Origin of the sequence: Aeromonas sp. 600948 (assembly GCF_049174875.1) — a bacterium.
Taxonomy (GTDB): domain Bacteria; phylum Pseudomonadota; class Gammaproteobacteria; order Enterobacterales; family Aeromonadaceae; genus Aeromonas; species Aeromonas veronii_A.
In genome coordinates this window covers 40,844-56,587 of sequence record NZ_JAAKTY010000017.1, presented here as the reverse complement: position 1 = coordinate 56,587, position 15,744 = coordinate 40,844, and the positions used below count along the sequence as shown (strand labels likewise).

At 57.6% G+C, this 15,744-nt stretch carries 15 protein-coding genes; 5 read left to right on the top strand and 10 right to left on the bottom strand.

From position 1 onward, the window contains the following. Positions 1–14: 14 nt before the first annotated feature. From folP to rlmE, 3 genes are read right to left on the bottom strand one after another with little or no spacing between them, the layout of a single operon-like run. On the bottom strand, positions 15–860 hold the full coding sequence (gene folP / locus G5182_RS14605) for a dihydropteroate synthase (protein WP_421172950.1): 846 nt from the start codon (positions 858–860) through the stop codon (positions 15–17). Between the two features lie 59 nt (positions 861–919). After that, positions 920–2,866 carry an ATP-dependent zinc metalloprotease FtsH gene (ftsH, locus tag G5182_RS14600; protein ID WP_216951949.1) on the bottom strand — a complete coding sequence of 649 codons (1,947 nt, stop codon included), beginning with the start codon at positions 2,864–2,866 and terminating at the stop codon, positions 920–922. 45 nt (positions 2,867–2,911) lie between these two features. Next, the gene (gene rlmE, locus G5182_RS14595) at positions 2,912–3,541 is read right to left on the bottom strand and encodes a 23S rRNA (uridine(2552)-2'-O)-methyltransferase RlmE (protein ID WP_216951950.1); all 630 of its coding nucleotides are present in this window, start codon (positions 3,539–3,541) and stop codon (positions 2,912–2,914) included. A 97-nt stretch (positions 3,542–3,638) separates the two neighbouring features. Between rlmE and yhbY the strand changes: the two genes are divergently transcribed. Then, positions 3,639–3,935 carry a ribosome assembly RNA-binding protein YhbY gene (gene yhbY, locus G5182_RS14590; protein WP_033114153.1) on the top strand — a complete coding sequence of 99 codons (297 nt, stop codon included), beginning with the start codon at positions 3,639–3,641 and terminating at the stop codon, positions 3,933–3,935. A gap of 103 nt (positions 3,936–4,038) precedes the next feature. After that, positions 4,039–4,623, top strand: a complete 585-nt coding sequence (locus tag G5182_RS14585; protein WP_421172949.1) for a PilZ domain-containing protein — start codon at positions 4,039–4,041, stop codon at positions 4,621–4,623. A 54-nt stretch (positions 4,624–4,677) separates the two neighbouring features. Here G5182_RS14585 and greA read toward each other — a convergent pair whose 3' ends face one another. The 3 genes from greA to pomA form a co-directional block, all read right to left on the bottom strand. After that, on the bottom strand, positions 4,678–5,154 hold the full coding sequence (gene greA / locus G5182_RS14580) for a transcription elongation factor GreA (RefSeq protein ID WP_216951952.1): 477 nt from the start codon (positions 5,152–5,154) through the stop codon (positions 4,678–4,680). A 155-nt stretch (positions 5,155–5,309) separates the two neighbouring features. Continuing rightward, positions 5,310–6,203, bottom strand: a complete 894-nt coding sequence (locus G5182_RS14575; RefSeq protein WP_216951953.1) for a flagellar motor protein MotB — start codon at positions 6,201–6,203, stop codon at positions 5,310–5,312. A gap of 8 nt (positions 6,204–6,211) precedes the next feature. Then, positions 6,212–6,970: a flagellar motor protein PomA gene (pomA, locus tag G5182_RS14570; protein WP_216951954.1), complete on the bottom strand. Its 759-nt coding sequence runs from the start codon at positions 6,968–6,970 to the stop codon at positions 6,212–6,214. A gap of 211 nt (positions 6,971–7,181) precedes the next feature. Between pomA and xseB the strand changes: the two genes are divergently transcribed. The 3 genes from xseB to dxs are packed head-to-tail and all read left to right on the top strand — an operon-like array spanning position 7,182 to position 10,214. Next, entirely contained in the window at positions 7,182–7,433 is a 252-nt protein-coding gene (gene xseB / locus G5182_RS14565; RefSeq protein WP_005338838.1) for an exodeoxyribonuclease VII small subunit, read from the top strand. Beyond that, positions 7,434–8,324 (top strand): (2E,6E)-farnesyl diphosphate synthase, encoded by an 891-nt coding sequence (ispA, locus tag G5182_RS14560; RefSeq protein WP_421172947.1) that lies wholly within the window; start codon positions 7,434–7,436, stop codon positions 8,322–8,324. Between the two features lie 21 nt (positions 8,325–8,345). Then, positions 8,346–10,214 (top strand): 1-deoxy-D-xylulose-5-phosphate synthase, encoded by a 1,869-nt coding sequence (dxs, locus tag G5182_RS14555; RefSeq protein ID WP_421254463.1) that lies wholly within the window; start codon positions 8,346–8,348, stop codon positions 10,212–10,214. A gap of 74 nt (positions 10,215–10,288) precedes the next feature. Here dxs and G5182_RS14550 read toward each other — a convergent pair whose 3' ends face one another. The 4 genes from G5182_RS14550 to G5182_RS14535 all read right to left on the bottom strand — a co-directional run bounded on the left by G5182_RS14550 (position 10,289) and on the right by G5182_RS14535 (position 15,658). Beyond that, complete coding sequence (locus G5182_RS14550; RefSeq protein WP_040068611.1) at positions 10,289–11,230, bottom strand: ABC transporter permease; 942 nt, start codon at positions 11,228–11,230, stop codon at positions 10,289–10,291. A gap of 2 nt (positions 11,231–11,232) precedes the next feature. Beyond that, positions 11,233–12,207 carry an ABC transporter permease gene (locus G5182_RS14545; protein WP_005349514.1) on the bottom strand — a complete coding sequence of 325 codons (975 nt, stop codon included), beginning with the start codon at positions 12,205–12,207 and terminating at the stop codon, positions 11,233–11,235. A 99-nt stretch (positions 12,208–12,306) separates the two neighbouring features. Beyond that, positions 12,307–13,863 (bottom strand): ABC transporter substrate-binding protein, encoded by a 1,557-nt coding sequence (locus tag G5182_RS14540; RefSeq protein WP_164536188.1) that lies wholly within the window; start codon positions 13,861–13,863, stop codon positions 12,307–12,309. A gap of 70 nt (positions 13,864–13,933) precedes the next feature. Next, positions 13,934–15,658 (bottom strand): dipeptide ABC transporter ATP-binding protein, encoded by a 1,725-nt coding sequence (locus G5182_RS14535; protein WP_203119592.1) that lies wholly within the window; start codon positions 15,656–15,658, stop codon positions 13,934–13,936. Between the last annotated feature and the right edge of the window lie 86 nt (positions 15,659–15,744).

The following is a 15,744-nucleotide window of genomic DNA, read 5'->3' as shown; positions in this document are numbered from 1 at the left end:
GTCTGTTCTCTTTATTATTTGGAAATAAAATCTTGTCCCGTCATTGCCAGCCAACCGACGCGCAATGCGTCCATGGTCTCCCGTACATCGTGTACCCTGATGATGCGGGCCCCATGCTGCATGCCGATAAGGGCGCATGCCAGACTGCCCGCCAGACGCTCATCCACCGGACGGCCCAGCAGGTTGCCTATCATAGACTTTCGCGACATCCCCACCAATAGCGGCAAGCCATAATCAAGCAGTTCCTTTTGAGCCGCCAACAGCTGATAGTTGTGTGCAAGGGTCTTGCCAAAGCCATATCCAGGATCCAGCAACAGCTCTTCACGACGGATCCCGACCGCCAGACAAGCCGCAATACGCTCATCAAAGAAGGCGCGAACCTCCCCGATCAGGTCCTCATAGTGCGGCTCGACCTGCATGGTTCTCGGCTGCCCCTGCATATGCATCAGACAGACCGGAACCCGAGCTTCGGCCGCGGCTTGCAGTGCTCCAGGTTCTTGCAGTGCCCGCACATCGTTGATCAGATGGGCACCCACCTTGCAACCCTCCCGCATCACAGCCGCTTTGGAGGTATCGAGGGAGATCATCACATCCAGCTCACGGGCCATCTGCTCCACGACAGGAATGACCCTGTCCAGCTCCTCCTGCTCGCTCACATCGGGCGCACCAGGGCGGGTTGACTCGCCACCGATGTCGATGAGGGTCGCACCGTCAGAGACCATCTGGCGCGCATGGGCCATTGCCCGTTCAAACTGGTTGAAATTACCGCCATCGGAGAAGGAGTCGGGCGTCACATTGAGGATCCCCATCACATGGGGACGATCGAGGGAGAGGCTGAGCCCCTTGCTGGTTAACTGCATTTTCATGTCCATCTGATAAAGAAAAACCCCGGGCAAGCCCGGGGTTTGGAGAGTCACGATTATTTGGCCGGCGCGTCGTTGGCTTTGTCGATAGTGACATCCGCCACCGGTGCAGCCTCATCGGCCGGCTTGGCCTCGGCAGCCACGGTGGAACCGCCTTGCGGGGTATCACCGTGCTCGTCATGCCAGTTGCTCGGAGCACGAACCTCGCGACGCGCCATCAGATCATCGATCTGTTTGGCGTCGATGGTTTCATACTTCATCAACGCATCTTTCATGCTGTGCAGTACATCCATGTTATCCAGCAGGATCTGCTTGGCGCGGTCGTAGTTGCGATCAATGACCTGCTTCACCTCGGCATCGATGATGCGCGCAGTGTCGTCGGACATGTGCTTGGCCTTGGCCATGCTGCGGCCGAGGAACACTTCACCATCTTCTTCCGCATAAAGCATCGGGCCGAGACGCTCGGACATACCCCACTGGGTCACCATCTTGCGTGCGATATCGGTAGCTCGCTCGATGTCGTTGGACGCGCCGGTCGAGACCTTCTCGGCACCGTAGATCAACTCTTCCGCCAGACGACCGCCATACAGGCTGGAGATCATCGACTCCAGATGCTGCTTGGAGTGGCTCCAGCGATCCTGCTCAGGCAGGTACATGGTCACACCCAGCGCACGGCCACGCGGAATAATGGAGACCTTGTAAACGGGATCATGATCCGGAACCACGCGACCAATAATGGCGTGACCGGCTTCATGATACGCAGTCATCTCTTTTTCAGACTCTTTCATCACCATGGAGCGACGTTCCGCCCCCATCATGATCTTGTCCTTGGCCTTTTCGAACTCAGCCATGGAGACCACTCGGCGGCTTTCGCGAGCAGAGAAGAGGGCAGCTTCGTTGACCAGGTTGGCCAAATCCGCACCGGAGAAACCGGGTGTACCACGGGCAATCAGCGCCGGATTGACGTCATCCGCCAACGGAACTTTGCGCATGTGCACTTTCAGGATCTGCTCGCGACCACGGACATCCGGCAGACCGACCACAACCTGACGGTCGAAACGGCCCGGACGCAGTAGTGCCGGATCCAGTACATCAGGACGGTTGGTGGCAGCGATGACGATGATCCCTTCATTGCCTTCAAAGCCATCCATCTCGACCAGCATCTGGTTAAGGGTCTGCTCACGCTCATCGTGACCACCGCCCAGACCGGCGCCACGCTGGCGACCGACCGCATCAATTTCATCGATGAAGATGATGCAGGGGGAGGATTTCTTGGCCTGCTCGAACATGTCACGTACCCGGGAGGCACCGACACCCACGAACATCTCCACGAAATCAGAACCTGAGATGGTGAAGAAGGGCACCTTGGCCTCACCCGCAATGGCCTTGGCCAGCAGGGTTTTACCGGTACCGGGAGGACCTACCAGCAGTACGCCAGTCGGGATCTTGCCACCCAGTTTCTGGAATTTGCTCGGGTCGCGCAGATAGTCGACCAGCTCCTTCACCTCTTCCTTGGCTTCATCGCAACCAGCTACATCGGCAAAGGTAGTCTTGATCTGATCTTCACTCATCAGGCGAGCCTTGCTCTTGCCAAACGACATGGCGCCTTTGCCACCGCCGCCCTGCATCTGACGCATGAAGAAGACCCAGACACCGATCAGCAGCAACATCGGGAACCAGGAGATGAAGATAGAGGTCAGCAAAGACGGCTCTTCCGGCTTCTCGCCCATCACCTTGACGTTGTGATTGAGCATATCGTTGAGCAGCTGGGGATCCGGCGCCGGGATGATGGTGGTGAATCGTTCACCAGTACGCTTGACGCCATTAATGACCTTACCGTCCATCCGCACTTCACGGATCTGATCTTGGGTCACCTCTTTAACGAAGCTGGAATAGTCCAGCTGGCGACTGGTGGTATCGCTGGGGCTGAAGCTATTGAACACCGACATCAATACGACGGCGATGACCAGCCACAGGATTAAGTTTTTCGCCATGTCACTCAAATCAGTAACCTCGCAGACTGACAGTTAACGATGAAGGTTAGGGTACTACAGTTTAAAACCGGTAGCCACAATGTAGACTTCCCGTGATCTGGCGCGGGATGAGTCTGGTTTACGAATTTTAACGGCGGAGAAAAGTTTCCGAATTTCATTCAGATAGGCATCAAAGCCCTCCCCCTGAAACACCTTCACCACAAAACTGCCGTCACTGCGCAATACCTGATGACACATGTCCAGAGCCAACTCGACCAGATACATGGCACGAGCCTGATCCACCTGCTGGGTGCCGCTCATGTTGGGGGCCATGTCGGACATCACGACATCGACCTTGTCGGGTCCGACTCGCTCCAGCAAGGCACCGAGTACAGTTTCCTCCCGAAAGTCCCCCTGCAGGAAATCGACACCGGCAATGGGATCCATAGGCAGAATATCGCAGGCGATGACCCGACCCGATTCGCCAACCTGCTCGACCGCGAATTGGGACCAGCCGCCGGGGGCAGCCCCCAAATCCACTACCGTCATGCCATTTTTCAACAGGCGGTCTTTGCCCTGGATCTCGTCGATCTTGAAAACAGCACGGGAACGCAGCCCCAATTTCTGGGCTTTTTTGACGTATTGATCGTCGAAATGTTCTTTTAACCAGCGGGTGGAGCTGGCGGAACGTTTTTTCTGGGTCATGATAATCGGCTTTAAAAAACCACAAGGGTTATTAGTATTAAGGGCTAAGTGGGGGTAGAATACGCCCCTTTCAACCCTGACTTATGAAGAAATTGCGATGATTCTCAACAATAAACAGAAACAGTACCTCAAGGGCCTTGCCCACAGCCTCAAGCCTGTCGTCCTGCTGGGTCAGCACGGTCTGACCGAAGGTGTACTGGCGGAGATCGATCTGGCGCTGAACCATCACGAGCTGATCAAGGTTAAGGTTGCCTCTGAAGATCGCGAGATGAAACAACTGGTTATGGATGCCATCGTCCGTGAAACAGGCTCTGTAAAAGTACAGAGCATGGGTCATGTGCTGACCATCTATCGTCAGGCCAACGAACCCAAAATCCAGCTGCCTCGCAAGTAAAAGGAAAGAGCATTGCTCTTTCCTTATTTCACTTCTTCCCAAGTCGCTTGCCACAGTAGTCGCCAAGCCCTTAACCTGCGATGAATAGTTTCGGACACGCGCCATGGCTCACCATCCTATTCTGACCGACGATGAACTGACCATGTTGCGGGAGCTGGGATGCTCGGAGGCGACCCACCTTCTGAGCGGACATCTCGACAACCCCATGCTTGGCTTGCTGCAAAAAGCCGAACAGCTGGTATTGGAAGCCCGCTATGCAGGCCATCAGTTGCGATTCCCCCTCACCTTTATCCAGAGAGAAGATGGCTTTGTCGAGCCTCGGCTCGCTGCGCCAGTGATCCGGGAGCTGGGGTTTGCCCAGCCAAGAGCTTGGAGACTTGCCCAGAAAGCGACACTGCAAACAGCTCATGGAGTACTCCAAGTGCTGAGCCTTTCGCTCAATGGCCTCATCGTGGAAGATCTGCCCACAGATATGATGGCGGATACTACCTTGCAGGGAACTCTGCAGATCGCCCCAGAGGCGCCATTTCCCTTGCAGGCCAGGCTGGTGAGACGGGTCAAATCTAATGCAGACCGTGCAACCTGGGCACTCAGTTTCCAGATGAGCGAGGCAAACATAGAGCGACTTCGTCACTGGCTGTTTCAGCGCCATCAGGACACCTTCAACGACGCTTACCAACCAGCCTGAAGCGCAACAAACAGGGGAGCAAGTGCTCCCCCGTCTCATCCCGCATTAACTACATCAGATGTAGGCAACGTCCAAGATTTCGTACTCCACATCACCTGCGGGCGTCTTGACGAGCGCCACATCGTCCACTTCCTTGCCAATCAGAGCGCGGGCAATCGGAGAGTTGACAGAGATAAGGTTCTGCTTGATGTCAGCCTCATCGTCACCCACGATGCGGTAGATAACCTCTTCCTCTGTTTCGCTCTTGAGCAGGGTCACGGTGGCACCAAAGATGATGCGACCATTGTTGGTCATCTTGGTGACATCGATCACCTGGGCATTGGAGAGCTTGGCTTCAATTTCCTGAATGCGGCCTTCACAGAACCCCTGCTGCTCACGGGCGGCATGGTATTCGGCGTTTTCCTTCAGATCGCCGTGCTCACGGGCTTCAGCAATCGCTTCGATAATCTGGGGACGAAGCTCGGTCTTGAGATATTCGAGCTCTTCGCGCAGCTTCTCAGCGCCGCGAACAGTCATCGGAGTATGATTCATAGTCGAAACCTGGGTTGCTTGAAAATAGAAGCTGCGGCTATCTGTCAGGACGCCGCAGCACTCGGTTCGGATGGCGCATCTTAATATGAAGCCAACACAAAATCCATGTCGGCCCCCTGATGCAGATCCCGCTTTATCTGTTGCTCCAAGAAATATTACTTTCCTTCCGGTACCGAAATAGGAGAGGAAATGGTCGGTTTGCCCTGCATGATAGCGATCTCTACCCGTCGGTTCATCCGGCGATTCTCGGGAGTATTGTTGGGCACCAATGGTTGGGAATCGGCCATCCCCTGCACGATCAAGCGTCCCTGATCAAATCCTGGGACCTTGATCATCTGGTGTGCCACCGCCACCGCCCGTTGCGACGACAACTCCCAGTTGGACTGGAACAGTTCATCTTCGGTCGCCACGTTGTCGGTGTGACCGGATATGGTGATTTCACCCGGTACATCCTTGAGCAGGGTCGCGACCTTGCGAATAACCGGCCAGAACTGGGGTTGCAGAAACGCCGAGCCAGCCGGGAAGGAGGCTTTTTCCCTGATCCGGATGATGATCTGCTGTCCCAACGCCTCGATTTCGATGGCACCATCCTGGATCTGATCTTTCATCTGCTCGGCCAGCGCCTTTGCCAGGGTATTGGACTGCTGCTGCGCCTTCTGAGCATCCTGAGCTGTGTCCCCCCCCGTCTGCTTGCCATCACTCTTGTCCTGACCACCTGCCTGCTCGGCCTCACCGGGCAAAAAATCCAGCTCGGTCTGGGTCATGTCCATGGTCTGCTGCATCACGGTATCAATCGGGGTTGGCTCTGGGCGGCCAGGACGGAACTCCTGGGCAATGACAGAAGTTCCCTTCGGAATATCTTTCACCTCAAGGATATTCTGGACCCCGAATGCCTTCTCCATGGACCCCGCAATCTGCTTGAACTTCTGCACATCCATCTCGGCAAAGGAGAGCAACAACACGAAAAAGCACATCAGCAGAGACATGAGGTCGGCGAAGGTCCCCATATAACCGGGCAGGCCGGGAGGCGGGCATTTGCAATCAGACATAGGGCTCCCTACTCACTGCCGTTGTTGCGTTTGGACTGGTTCAGATAGTTCTGCAGCATGGACTGGATCACCCGCGGGTTTTGGCCATCCTGGATCCCCATGATGGCATCGAGGATCAGCGAACGGCTAAGGCGCTCTTCGCCGCTGCGCAGTTCCAGCTTGTCGGCTATCGGGATGGCCAGCATGTTGGCTTCGATCGCACCATACAGAGTGGTCAAGAGGGCTACAGCCATGGCAGGACCGATAGATTTGGGATCACTCATATTGGCCAACATGGCCACCAGACCCACCAGCGTACCGATCATCCCCATCGCCGGGCCAAGATCCCCAAGGGTACGGAACACCTTGATCGCAATGACGTGACGTTCGGCAGTCAACTCGATATCCTTTTCCATCACTGCGCGCACTACATCGGCATCATGGCCATCCACCAGCATATCGATCCCTTTTTTCATGAAGGGATTGGGAATCTCGGCCGCTTCAAGCGCCAGAAATCCGCCTTTACGGGCGGCATCGGCAAGCTCAACGGCTTTAACTATGAGGTCTTCCAGCTTGTCGCCCTTGTACATAAAAGCTTTACCAGCGACCTTAAATGCCATCAGAAACTGGCCTAGGTTGAACTTCATCATGGCGATGAAGATGGAGCCCAATACGGTGATGTAGACCGATGGCATGTCGACGTACATGCTCATGGGGCCCCCCAGCAGCATGCCGTACACCACCACCCCGAAACCCAGCACTATCCCTATCAGACTGCCTAGATCCACGTCCCTACTCCTGTCACCGGTTCTTATTCCCAATTATAGTTTGTTGAATTTTCTGCTATTGCGACCCAAGCGGCAAGCATGCATCCACTGAGAATCATGGTTCATTATCGGCCAGTTTATCGAGAGTTTGAGGAGGCAGCGTTTTTCTGCCTCCCCCCTGTGGACGGTCGATGTTAATATAAGCCGTTTTTTTCAATCCCCGAGGATGGACATGGCCAGTAAAAAAATCGACCGCCTGAGTTTTGATGCCACTCTCGAAGAGCTGGAAACCATCGTTCATCAGCTGGAACAAGGTTCCCTACCCCTGGAAGAGGCGCTCAAACAGTTCGAGCAAGGCGTTCATCTGGTACGGGCCGGTCAGCAGAAGCTGGAACTGGCCGAACAGAAGATCCAGATCCTGCTCAGTCAAGCCGATGGCAGCGACCAGCTCGCCCCCTTCCAGCCAGAACAAGGAGAGGAGTGAGTGGCGCTGGACCATTTTTCCCGTCTGCATCGTCAGCGAATTGACGACTGTCTGTCAGCACAACTTGAATCCTTGCCCGCCATGGCGCCACGCCTGCGCGATGCCATGAGTTACGGCCTGCTGCTGGGCGGCAAGCGGGTGCGCCCCTTCCTGGTCTACGCCGTCGGCGAGATGCTGGGCGTAAAGAGCGAGCTGCTGGATGGCCCAGCCGCAGCGGTGGAGTGCATCCACGCCTACTCCCTGCTGCACGATGACCTGCCAGCCATGGATGACGACGATCTGCGTCGCGGCCAACCAACCGTCCACAAGGCGTTTGATGAGGGCACCGCCATTCTGGCCGGTGATGCGCTGCAGACCCTGGCGTTCTCCATTCTGGCCGATCACCCCATGCCCGATACTTTGATGGCCAACCGGGTGCGGATGCTGAGTACCCTCGCCCGCGCCTCCGGCTATCTTGGTATGTGTGGCGGTCAAGCGCTGGATCTGCAGGCCGAAGGTCGCCAGATCTCACTGGCCGAGCTGGAACAGGTACACCGCCACAAGACCGGTGCACTGATTGAATGTGCCGTGGCGCTCGGCGCCCTGTGCAAAGCCGATGTCGATGACGCCACGCTGGCTGCCCTGCAAACCTATGCCGCCGCAATTGGCCTCGCCTTTCAGGTGCAGGATGACATCCTTGACATCACAGGTGATACCGCCACCTTGGGCAAGCCACAAGGTTCTGACCTGGCGCTGGAGAAGAGTACCTATCCGGCCCTGCTCGGACTCGAAAATGCCCGTGAGCTGGCTCGCGAACTGCATGGGAAAGCCTTAACAGCCCTGCAATCCTTGCCCTACAATACCGACATTCTGGAAGCGTTTGCCGATTACATCATCGAGCGAACCCACTAAACGCTGGATAACAGTAACAATATGAGCGTTGATATTAGCAATTTCCCCAACCTGGCCCTCGCGGACACTCCGGTCGAGCTGCGTTCCTTGCCCAAAGATCGGCTGCCGGTGCTGTGCAACGAGCTGCGCGAATATCTGCTGCGCTCTGTCAGCCGCTCCAGCGGACACTTTGCCTCCGGTCTCGGCACGGTCGAACTGACCGTGGCCCTGCACTACGTCTACAACACCCCGTTCGATCGGCTGATCTGGGATGTGGGCCATCAGGCCTATCCCCACAAGATCCTGACCGGGCGCCGTGACCAGATCCACACCATCCGGCAGAAAGATGGCCTGCACCCCTTCCCCTGGCGCGGCGAGAGCGAGTACGACGTGCTCTCCGTCGGCCACTCCAGCACCTCCATTGGTGCGGCGCTCGGTATGGCGGTCGCCGCCGAGAGTGAAGGGCTGGGTCGCAAGGTGGTAGCGGTAATTGGTGATGGTGCCATTACCGCAGGGATGGCCTTTGAAGCGCTCAACCACGCCGGCGATGTCCATAAAGACATGCTGGTGATCCTCAACGACAACGAGATGTCCATCTCCGAGAATGTCGGGGCGCTCAACAACCATCTGGCCCGGGTCATGTCCGGCAAGCTCTACACCACCATCCGCGAAGGTGGCAAGAAGGTGCTGGCCGGTCTGCCACCGGTCAAGGAGCTGGCCAAGCGGGCCGAAGAGCACCTCAAGGGGATGGTGGTGCCCGGCACCCTGTTCGAGGAGTTCGGCTTCAACTATATCGGCCCCATCGACGGTCACGATATCGAGGCGCTGGTCGAGACCCTGCGCAACATGCGCAATCTCAAGGGCCCACAGCTGCTGCATGTCAAGACCAAGAAGGGCAAGGGTTACGAGCCGGCGGAGAAAGACCCCATCGGTTATCACGCTGTGCCCAAGTTCAATCCTGACGAGTGTTCCCTGCCGAAAGCGAGCGCCGCCAAACCAACCTTCTCCGCCATCTTTGGCCAATGGCTGTGCGACATGGCCGCCAGAGACGAGAAGCTGGTCGGTATCACCCCCGCCATGCGTGAAGGCTCGGGGCTGGTGAAATTCAGCCAGCAATATCCTGATCGTTACTTCGACGTGGCGATTGCCGAGCAACATGCGGTCACGTTCGCCGCAGGTCTCGCCATCGCCGACAAGAAGCCGGTGGTCGCCATCTATTCGAGCTTCCTGCAGCGTGCCTACGATCAGGTGATCCACGATGTGGCGCTGCAAGATCTGCCGGTGCTGTTCGCCATCGACCGGGCCGGTCTGGTGGGGGCCGATGGTCCGACCCATCAGGGGGCGTTCGACATCAGCTTCCTGCGCACCGTGCCCAACATGGTGGTGATGACGCCATCTGACGAGAACGAGTGCCGCCAGATGCTCTATACCGGCTATCTCCATCAGAGCCCTGCCGCAGTGCGCTATCCGCGCGGCAGCAGCCTGAGCGACGCCCCCATCTCGTCAGAAATGCAGGCACTGGAGCTCGGCAAGGGACGAATCCTGCGAGAGGGCAAGGGCACTGCCATTCTGGCGTTTGGCACCTTGCTGCACCACGCGAAAGCGGCGGCCGAAGCGCTCGATGCCACCTTGGTGGACATGCGCTTCGTCAAACCGATGGATGAGGCGCTGGTGCTGTCGCTGGCGGCCAGCCACGATCACTTCGTCACCATCGAAGATAATGCCATCATGGGTGGCGCCGGTTCGGCGGTGAACGAGTTGCTGATGCGCAATAAACAGTGCAAGCCGGTGCTCAACCTCGGCCTGCCGGATCGCTTCGTCGAACAGGGCACCCAGCAGGAGATCTATGCCCTGCTCGGTCTGGACGATGCAGGCATCCAGCGCAGCATCGAAAGCTGGCTGCAAGCCTGATAACGCTTGAAGCTATCAAACAAAAGAAGGGCGCCTCATTGGCGCCCTTCTTATTTTTGCGTTTCTGACCCAGATTACCCTTTATAGATCTTGGGGTTAAACACATCCCGCAGCCAGTCACCCAGCAGGTTGATGACCAGCACCAGCACCACCAGACAGATACCCGGGAAGGCGGTGATCCACCAGGAGCCGGAGAAGATGTAGTTGAAGCCAACGCTGATAAGCGAACCGAGCGAGGGCTGATCAACCGGCATCCCCAGACCGAGGAAGGAGAGCGCCGCTTCACTCATGATGGCGTTGGCCACCTGCACGGTGGAGATGACCAGAATGGGCGACAGGCAGTTGGGCAGAATGTGGCGGAACATGATGCGCGGGGCGCGGAACCCCATCACCTTGGCCGCTTCCACATACTCCTTCTTCTTCTCCGCCAGCACAGAGGCGCGCACGGTACGGGCGTACTGCGGCCACTCGGCGATCCCGATGATCACCACCAGCATCATGATGGCAAACTTCGAGTAGAACTCGGAGCCAAAGGTTGCCTGAAAGATGGCGGAGATGATGATCGCCACCATCATGGTGGAGAACGACAGCTGCACATCGGCAAAGCGCATCAGCAGGTTGTCGATGCGGCCACCGAAATAACCGGCAATCAGACCGATGACGATACCGAGCACCAGCTGCAGCGCCACCGCAAACAGGCCGATGGTAAGGGAGATACGGGCGCCATAGAGGATGGTGCTCCAGATATCACGCCCCTGGTTGTCGGTGCCGAGCCAGAAGCGCTCCTCGCCACCTTCGAGCCAGGAGGGGGGCAACTCGGCATCCATCAGATCAAAACTGGTCTGGTCATAGACGTTGTGCGGGGCGAGCCAGGGCGCCAGCAGCGCCGCCAGCACGAACACCACAAACACCGCAAAGCTGAACATGGCTACCTTGTCCCGCAGGAAGTAGTAGACGATGTCAGAGTTCTTGAATCGTGCCCAACGGCTTGGGCTTGCAGTTACAGCGTTACTCATGCTTACCCCTTAGCAGTCAGGTTAACGGTCGGGTTAATCAACCCGTAGAGCAGGTCGACCAGGGTATTGGTCACCACGAAGATCAGTCCCACGAAGATGACGTAGGCGGTGATGAGGGGCGTATCGACCCGGTGGATCGCCTCAAGGAACAGGAAGCCGGTACCCGGCCACTGGAACACGCTCTCGGTCAGGATGGTGTAAGCCACCATGGTGCCGATCTGCACCCCACCGACGGTAATGACCGGCAGCATGGTGTTCTTCAGAGCGTGCTGATAGTAGACCTTGTTATTGTCCAGCCCCTTGGCGCGTGCGAACTTGACGTACTCGGAGGAGAGCTGCTCCAGCATCTCGGAGCGCACCAGCCGGATAAACAGCGGCAGCATGATGGAAGAGAGCGACACCGCGGGCAGGATCAGGTGCAGGATGCCATCCCAGGTAAAGAAGCCCGACTCCCAGCCCAGCAGGTTGCGGGTCTCGCCGCGGCCATAGGCCGGCAGCCAGCCCAGCTGGATGGAGAAGAGGTACATCAGCATGATGGCGGTCAAAAATACCGGGATCGAGATACCGATACTGCTCCCCGCCATGATGATCTTGGTGGGTATGCTGCGCGGGCGGATCGCCGAATAGACACCGAGTGGAATGGAGACCACCACGATGATGAGCGCGGCAGCAAACACCAGCTCAAGGGTAGCCACCAGCTTGTCGAGGATCACCTCGAGAGCGGGTCGCTTGAAGAAATAGGAGGTGCCCAAATCCCCATGCACCGCATTTTTCAGAAAGCGGCTGTATTTGATGAGGAAGGGATCGTTGAGGCCCATCTTCTCGCGCAACTCGTGACGCTGGGCTTCGGAGACGGATTGTCCCACCAGCTCGCGCAACGGATCACCCAGGTTATCCTGGATGGAGAAGGCGACCAGGCTGATGACGAACATCACTATCACGGCCTGATAGAACCGTTTCAGCAGGAATGTAAACATGCTTGTCCTTCTACGTGGCCTGTGTCGTGGCACAGGCTTCTGTTAGTGGGCGGAGTGGCCAACTGACCACCCCGCCCCGTCCTTCCTTGCGACGTTCGCTTACTTGCTGACCACCAGGTCACCCAGGTAAGGGAAGTTCATCACGTTGACTACCGGCTTGATATCGACGTTCTTCTTGGCGCCATAGGCCAGATCTTCCCAGTGCAACGGCACGTAGGCAGCATCTTCGATCACCATGGCCTCGACCTTCTTCAGCATCTCGGCACGCTTGGCCGGATCGGTCTCGGCGTTGGCATCCATCACCAGCTTGTCAGCTTCGGCGTTGGCATAACCGGCGCAGTTGTACTGGCCCATACCGGTCTTGGCATCCTTGGTGAAGGTCAGGAACTCGAAGAAGTTCGCGGTATCTTCGGTGTCGGAGTGCCAACCGATCATCTGCATGTCCGCGGCACACTTGTCAAACTCGGGCCAGTACTGGGCTACCGGCATGGTCTTCAGATCCACCTTGATGTTGATCTTGGCCAGCATGGCAGAGACCGCCTGGGCAATCTTGACGTCGTTGACGTAGCGGGCCGCGGGGGCAATGAAGGTCATCTTGAAGCCTTTCTCGTAACCGGCCTCTTTCATCAGCTCCTTGGCCTTGGCCAGATCATATTGGGGCACCAGCGCCTCGTTGTGACCGGCATAGCCTTTCGGGCTCAACTGGCCAGCAGGGGTACCGAAGCCCTTGTTGATCTTCTCGACGATACCCACCTGGTTGATGGCGTAGTTGATCGCCTGACGCACGCGCTTGTCTTTCAGTGCCGGGTTGGTGTTCTGGTTCAGCTCGATGATGATGGCACGGGTACCGGACAGGGTAACCAGCTGGGAGTCCTTGCCATTCTTCACGCGCTCCAGATCGTTCGGCGCAACCGGATAGATCATGTCCACGTCGCCACCCAGCAGGGCTGCAACACGGGTCGCATCTTCCTTGATCGGCACCACGGTCAGGTTCTCGACGTTACCCTTGGAGGCCTTGTCCCAGTAGTTGGCGTTGCGGGCATAATCGAGCTTCACACCCTGCTCGCGGAACTTGACGGTGAACGGGCCAGTACCGGAGACGTGGGTAGAGGCAAAGGAGTCGCCATTCTTGACGATCTCGGCCTTGTCTTTGCCCGCTTCGGTCTTGCCGGTGTAGAACTTGGAGTCCATCGGGAAGATGTAGGTGACAGTCTGCAGCACCAGCGGGAAGGGCTTCGCGGTAATCAGATCGACGGTGTAGTCATCGACCTTCTTCACTTCGCTGATGGGATCGAAGATCGCCTTGAAGTCGACGGAGGATTTCAGGCGGTTGACGGTCCACACCACGTCGTCAGCGGTGAAGTCGTTACCGGAGTGGAACTTGACCCCTTTGCGCAGGTGGAAGCGGACGGTCTTATCGTCAATACGCTCATACTTCTCGGCCAGACGGGGCTCGAACTGCAGGTCCTGGGTGTAACGCATCAGGGGATCGAATACCAGGTGCGACATCTCCAGGGTCTGACCGGAGAGCTGCTCCTGCGGATCCAGCGAAGTGGCGTCAGAGGCGACACCCACCTTGATATCAGCGGCTGAGACACTGAAGGCGAAACCGGCGGCAAACAGCGCCAGGGCAATCTTGGACAATCCTTTCTTCATCTTGTTCTCCATGCTTTTGGCTTTCTTATGACACTTTTTTTGACAAGCAGACCGGCGCACCGGCGCTCTCCTAGCTTGCGATTTCCAGCCCCTCGCGGGACATTCCCTTGAACTCCGGCATGAGGGAGATCAGCTTGCGGCTGTACTCATGCTCGGCATTGGTAAAGAGTTTCTCGGTCTCGGCCACCTCCACCAGATTACCGTGCTGCATCACCCCGATGCGGTCGCACATCTGGCGGATCACCGGCAGATCGTGGCTGATAAACAGCATGGTGAGCTTGAGCTCCTGCTGCAGATCCTTGAGCAGGTTGAGGATCTGGGCCTGCACCGACACATCCAGCGCCGAGGTCGGCTCGTCGCAGATGAGGAAGCGCGGGCGAGTGGCCAAGGCGCGGGCAATGGAGATACGCTGGCGCTGGCCGCCGGAGAACTCGTGGGGGTACTTGAGGCCAGCACCACGGCCAAGACCCACGTGATCCAGCAGATCGCCGACAATCCCCTCGATCTGGCTCTCGCTGCTCGCCAGCTGATGGAAGCGGATCGGCTCGGCAATGATGTCGCGCACCTTCATCCGCGGGTTCATCGAGGAATAGGGGTTCTGGAACACCATCTGCATCTGGCGACGCAACGGGCGACGCTCGCGCTCGCTCTTGAGGGCGGTAAGATCGATCCCCTCGAAGAAAATCTTACCGGTATCAGGCGGATAGAGACCGGTGATGGCGCGGGCAATGGTCGATTTGCCGGAGCCCGACTCCCCCACCAGACCGAAGGTCTCCCCTTCGAAGATCTCGAAGCTGATGTTGTTGCAGGCGCGCACATACTGGCGGCGGCTCGGGAAGATGGAGTCCTTGGTGACGAACTTCAGATCGACGTTCTCCACCCGCAGCAGCGCCCCTTCATAGGCACGCTCGTCCTGACTCTGGCCGAGCCAGTGGGTCTTGAGGTCGATATTGGTATCCGGCGCACTGGCATCCTCGATATAGGAGACCAGCGGGAAGCGCACCAGCTTCACATCGGAACGGGGGACCGCCGAGATGAGGCTGCGGGTATAGGGGTGATTGGGGCTGCCCAACACCTGTTCGGTCAGGCCGAACTCCACCAGATCGCCGCGATACATCACCGCCACCTTGTCGGTAACGTTGGAGACCACGCCCATGTCGTGAGTCACCAGCATGCAGCCCACCTGACGCTCTTTGCAGAGGGCGCGGATAAGCTGGAGGATCTGATCCTGAATGGAGACGTCAAGCGCCGTGGTCGGCTCATCGGCGATGATCAGCTCCGGATCGCAGGAGAGCGCGATGGCGATAACCACCCGCTGACGCATGCCACCGGAGAACTGGTGAGGATACTGTTTGATGCGCAGCTCCGGCTGCGGAATACCCACCGCCCCCATCAGCTCCAATGCCTTGGCAAAAGCAGCTTCGCGAGAGAGGTCGGTATTGGCCAGAATGGTCTCCACCAGCTGATGCTCAACGGTGAACAGCGGGTTGAGGGAGGTCATGGGGTCCTGGAAGATGAACCCGATACGGGAGCCACGGATGGCCCGCATCTCGTTCTGGCTCTTGCCGGAGATGAGCTCGCCATTGAGATAGATATCGCCACGGGCGATGCGACCCGGCGGGCTCAGGAGGTCGATAACGGCGTTGCCGATGGTGGACTTGCCGGCGCCGGATTCACCGACCACCCCGACAATCTCACCCTTTTCGATAGAGAAAGAGAGATCCTTCACCGCGGCCAGCACCCCGTAGCGGGAGGGGTACTCGATCCGCAAGTTCTTTACTTCGAGCAAGGACATGTTTACCTCTGCGGGGGACATCCGTCCCAAATAATTCGTCCGTAAATCAGCCGCAGATGCCGGTTGTTACCTTGGGCAATATTTGC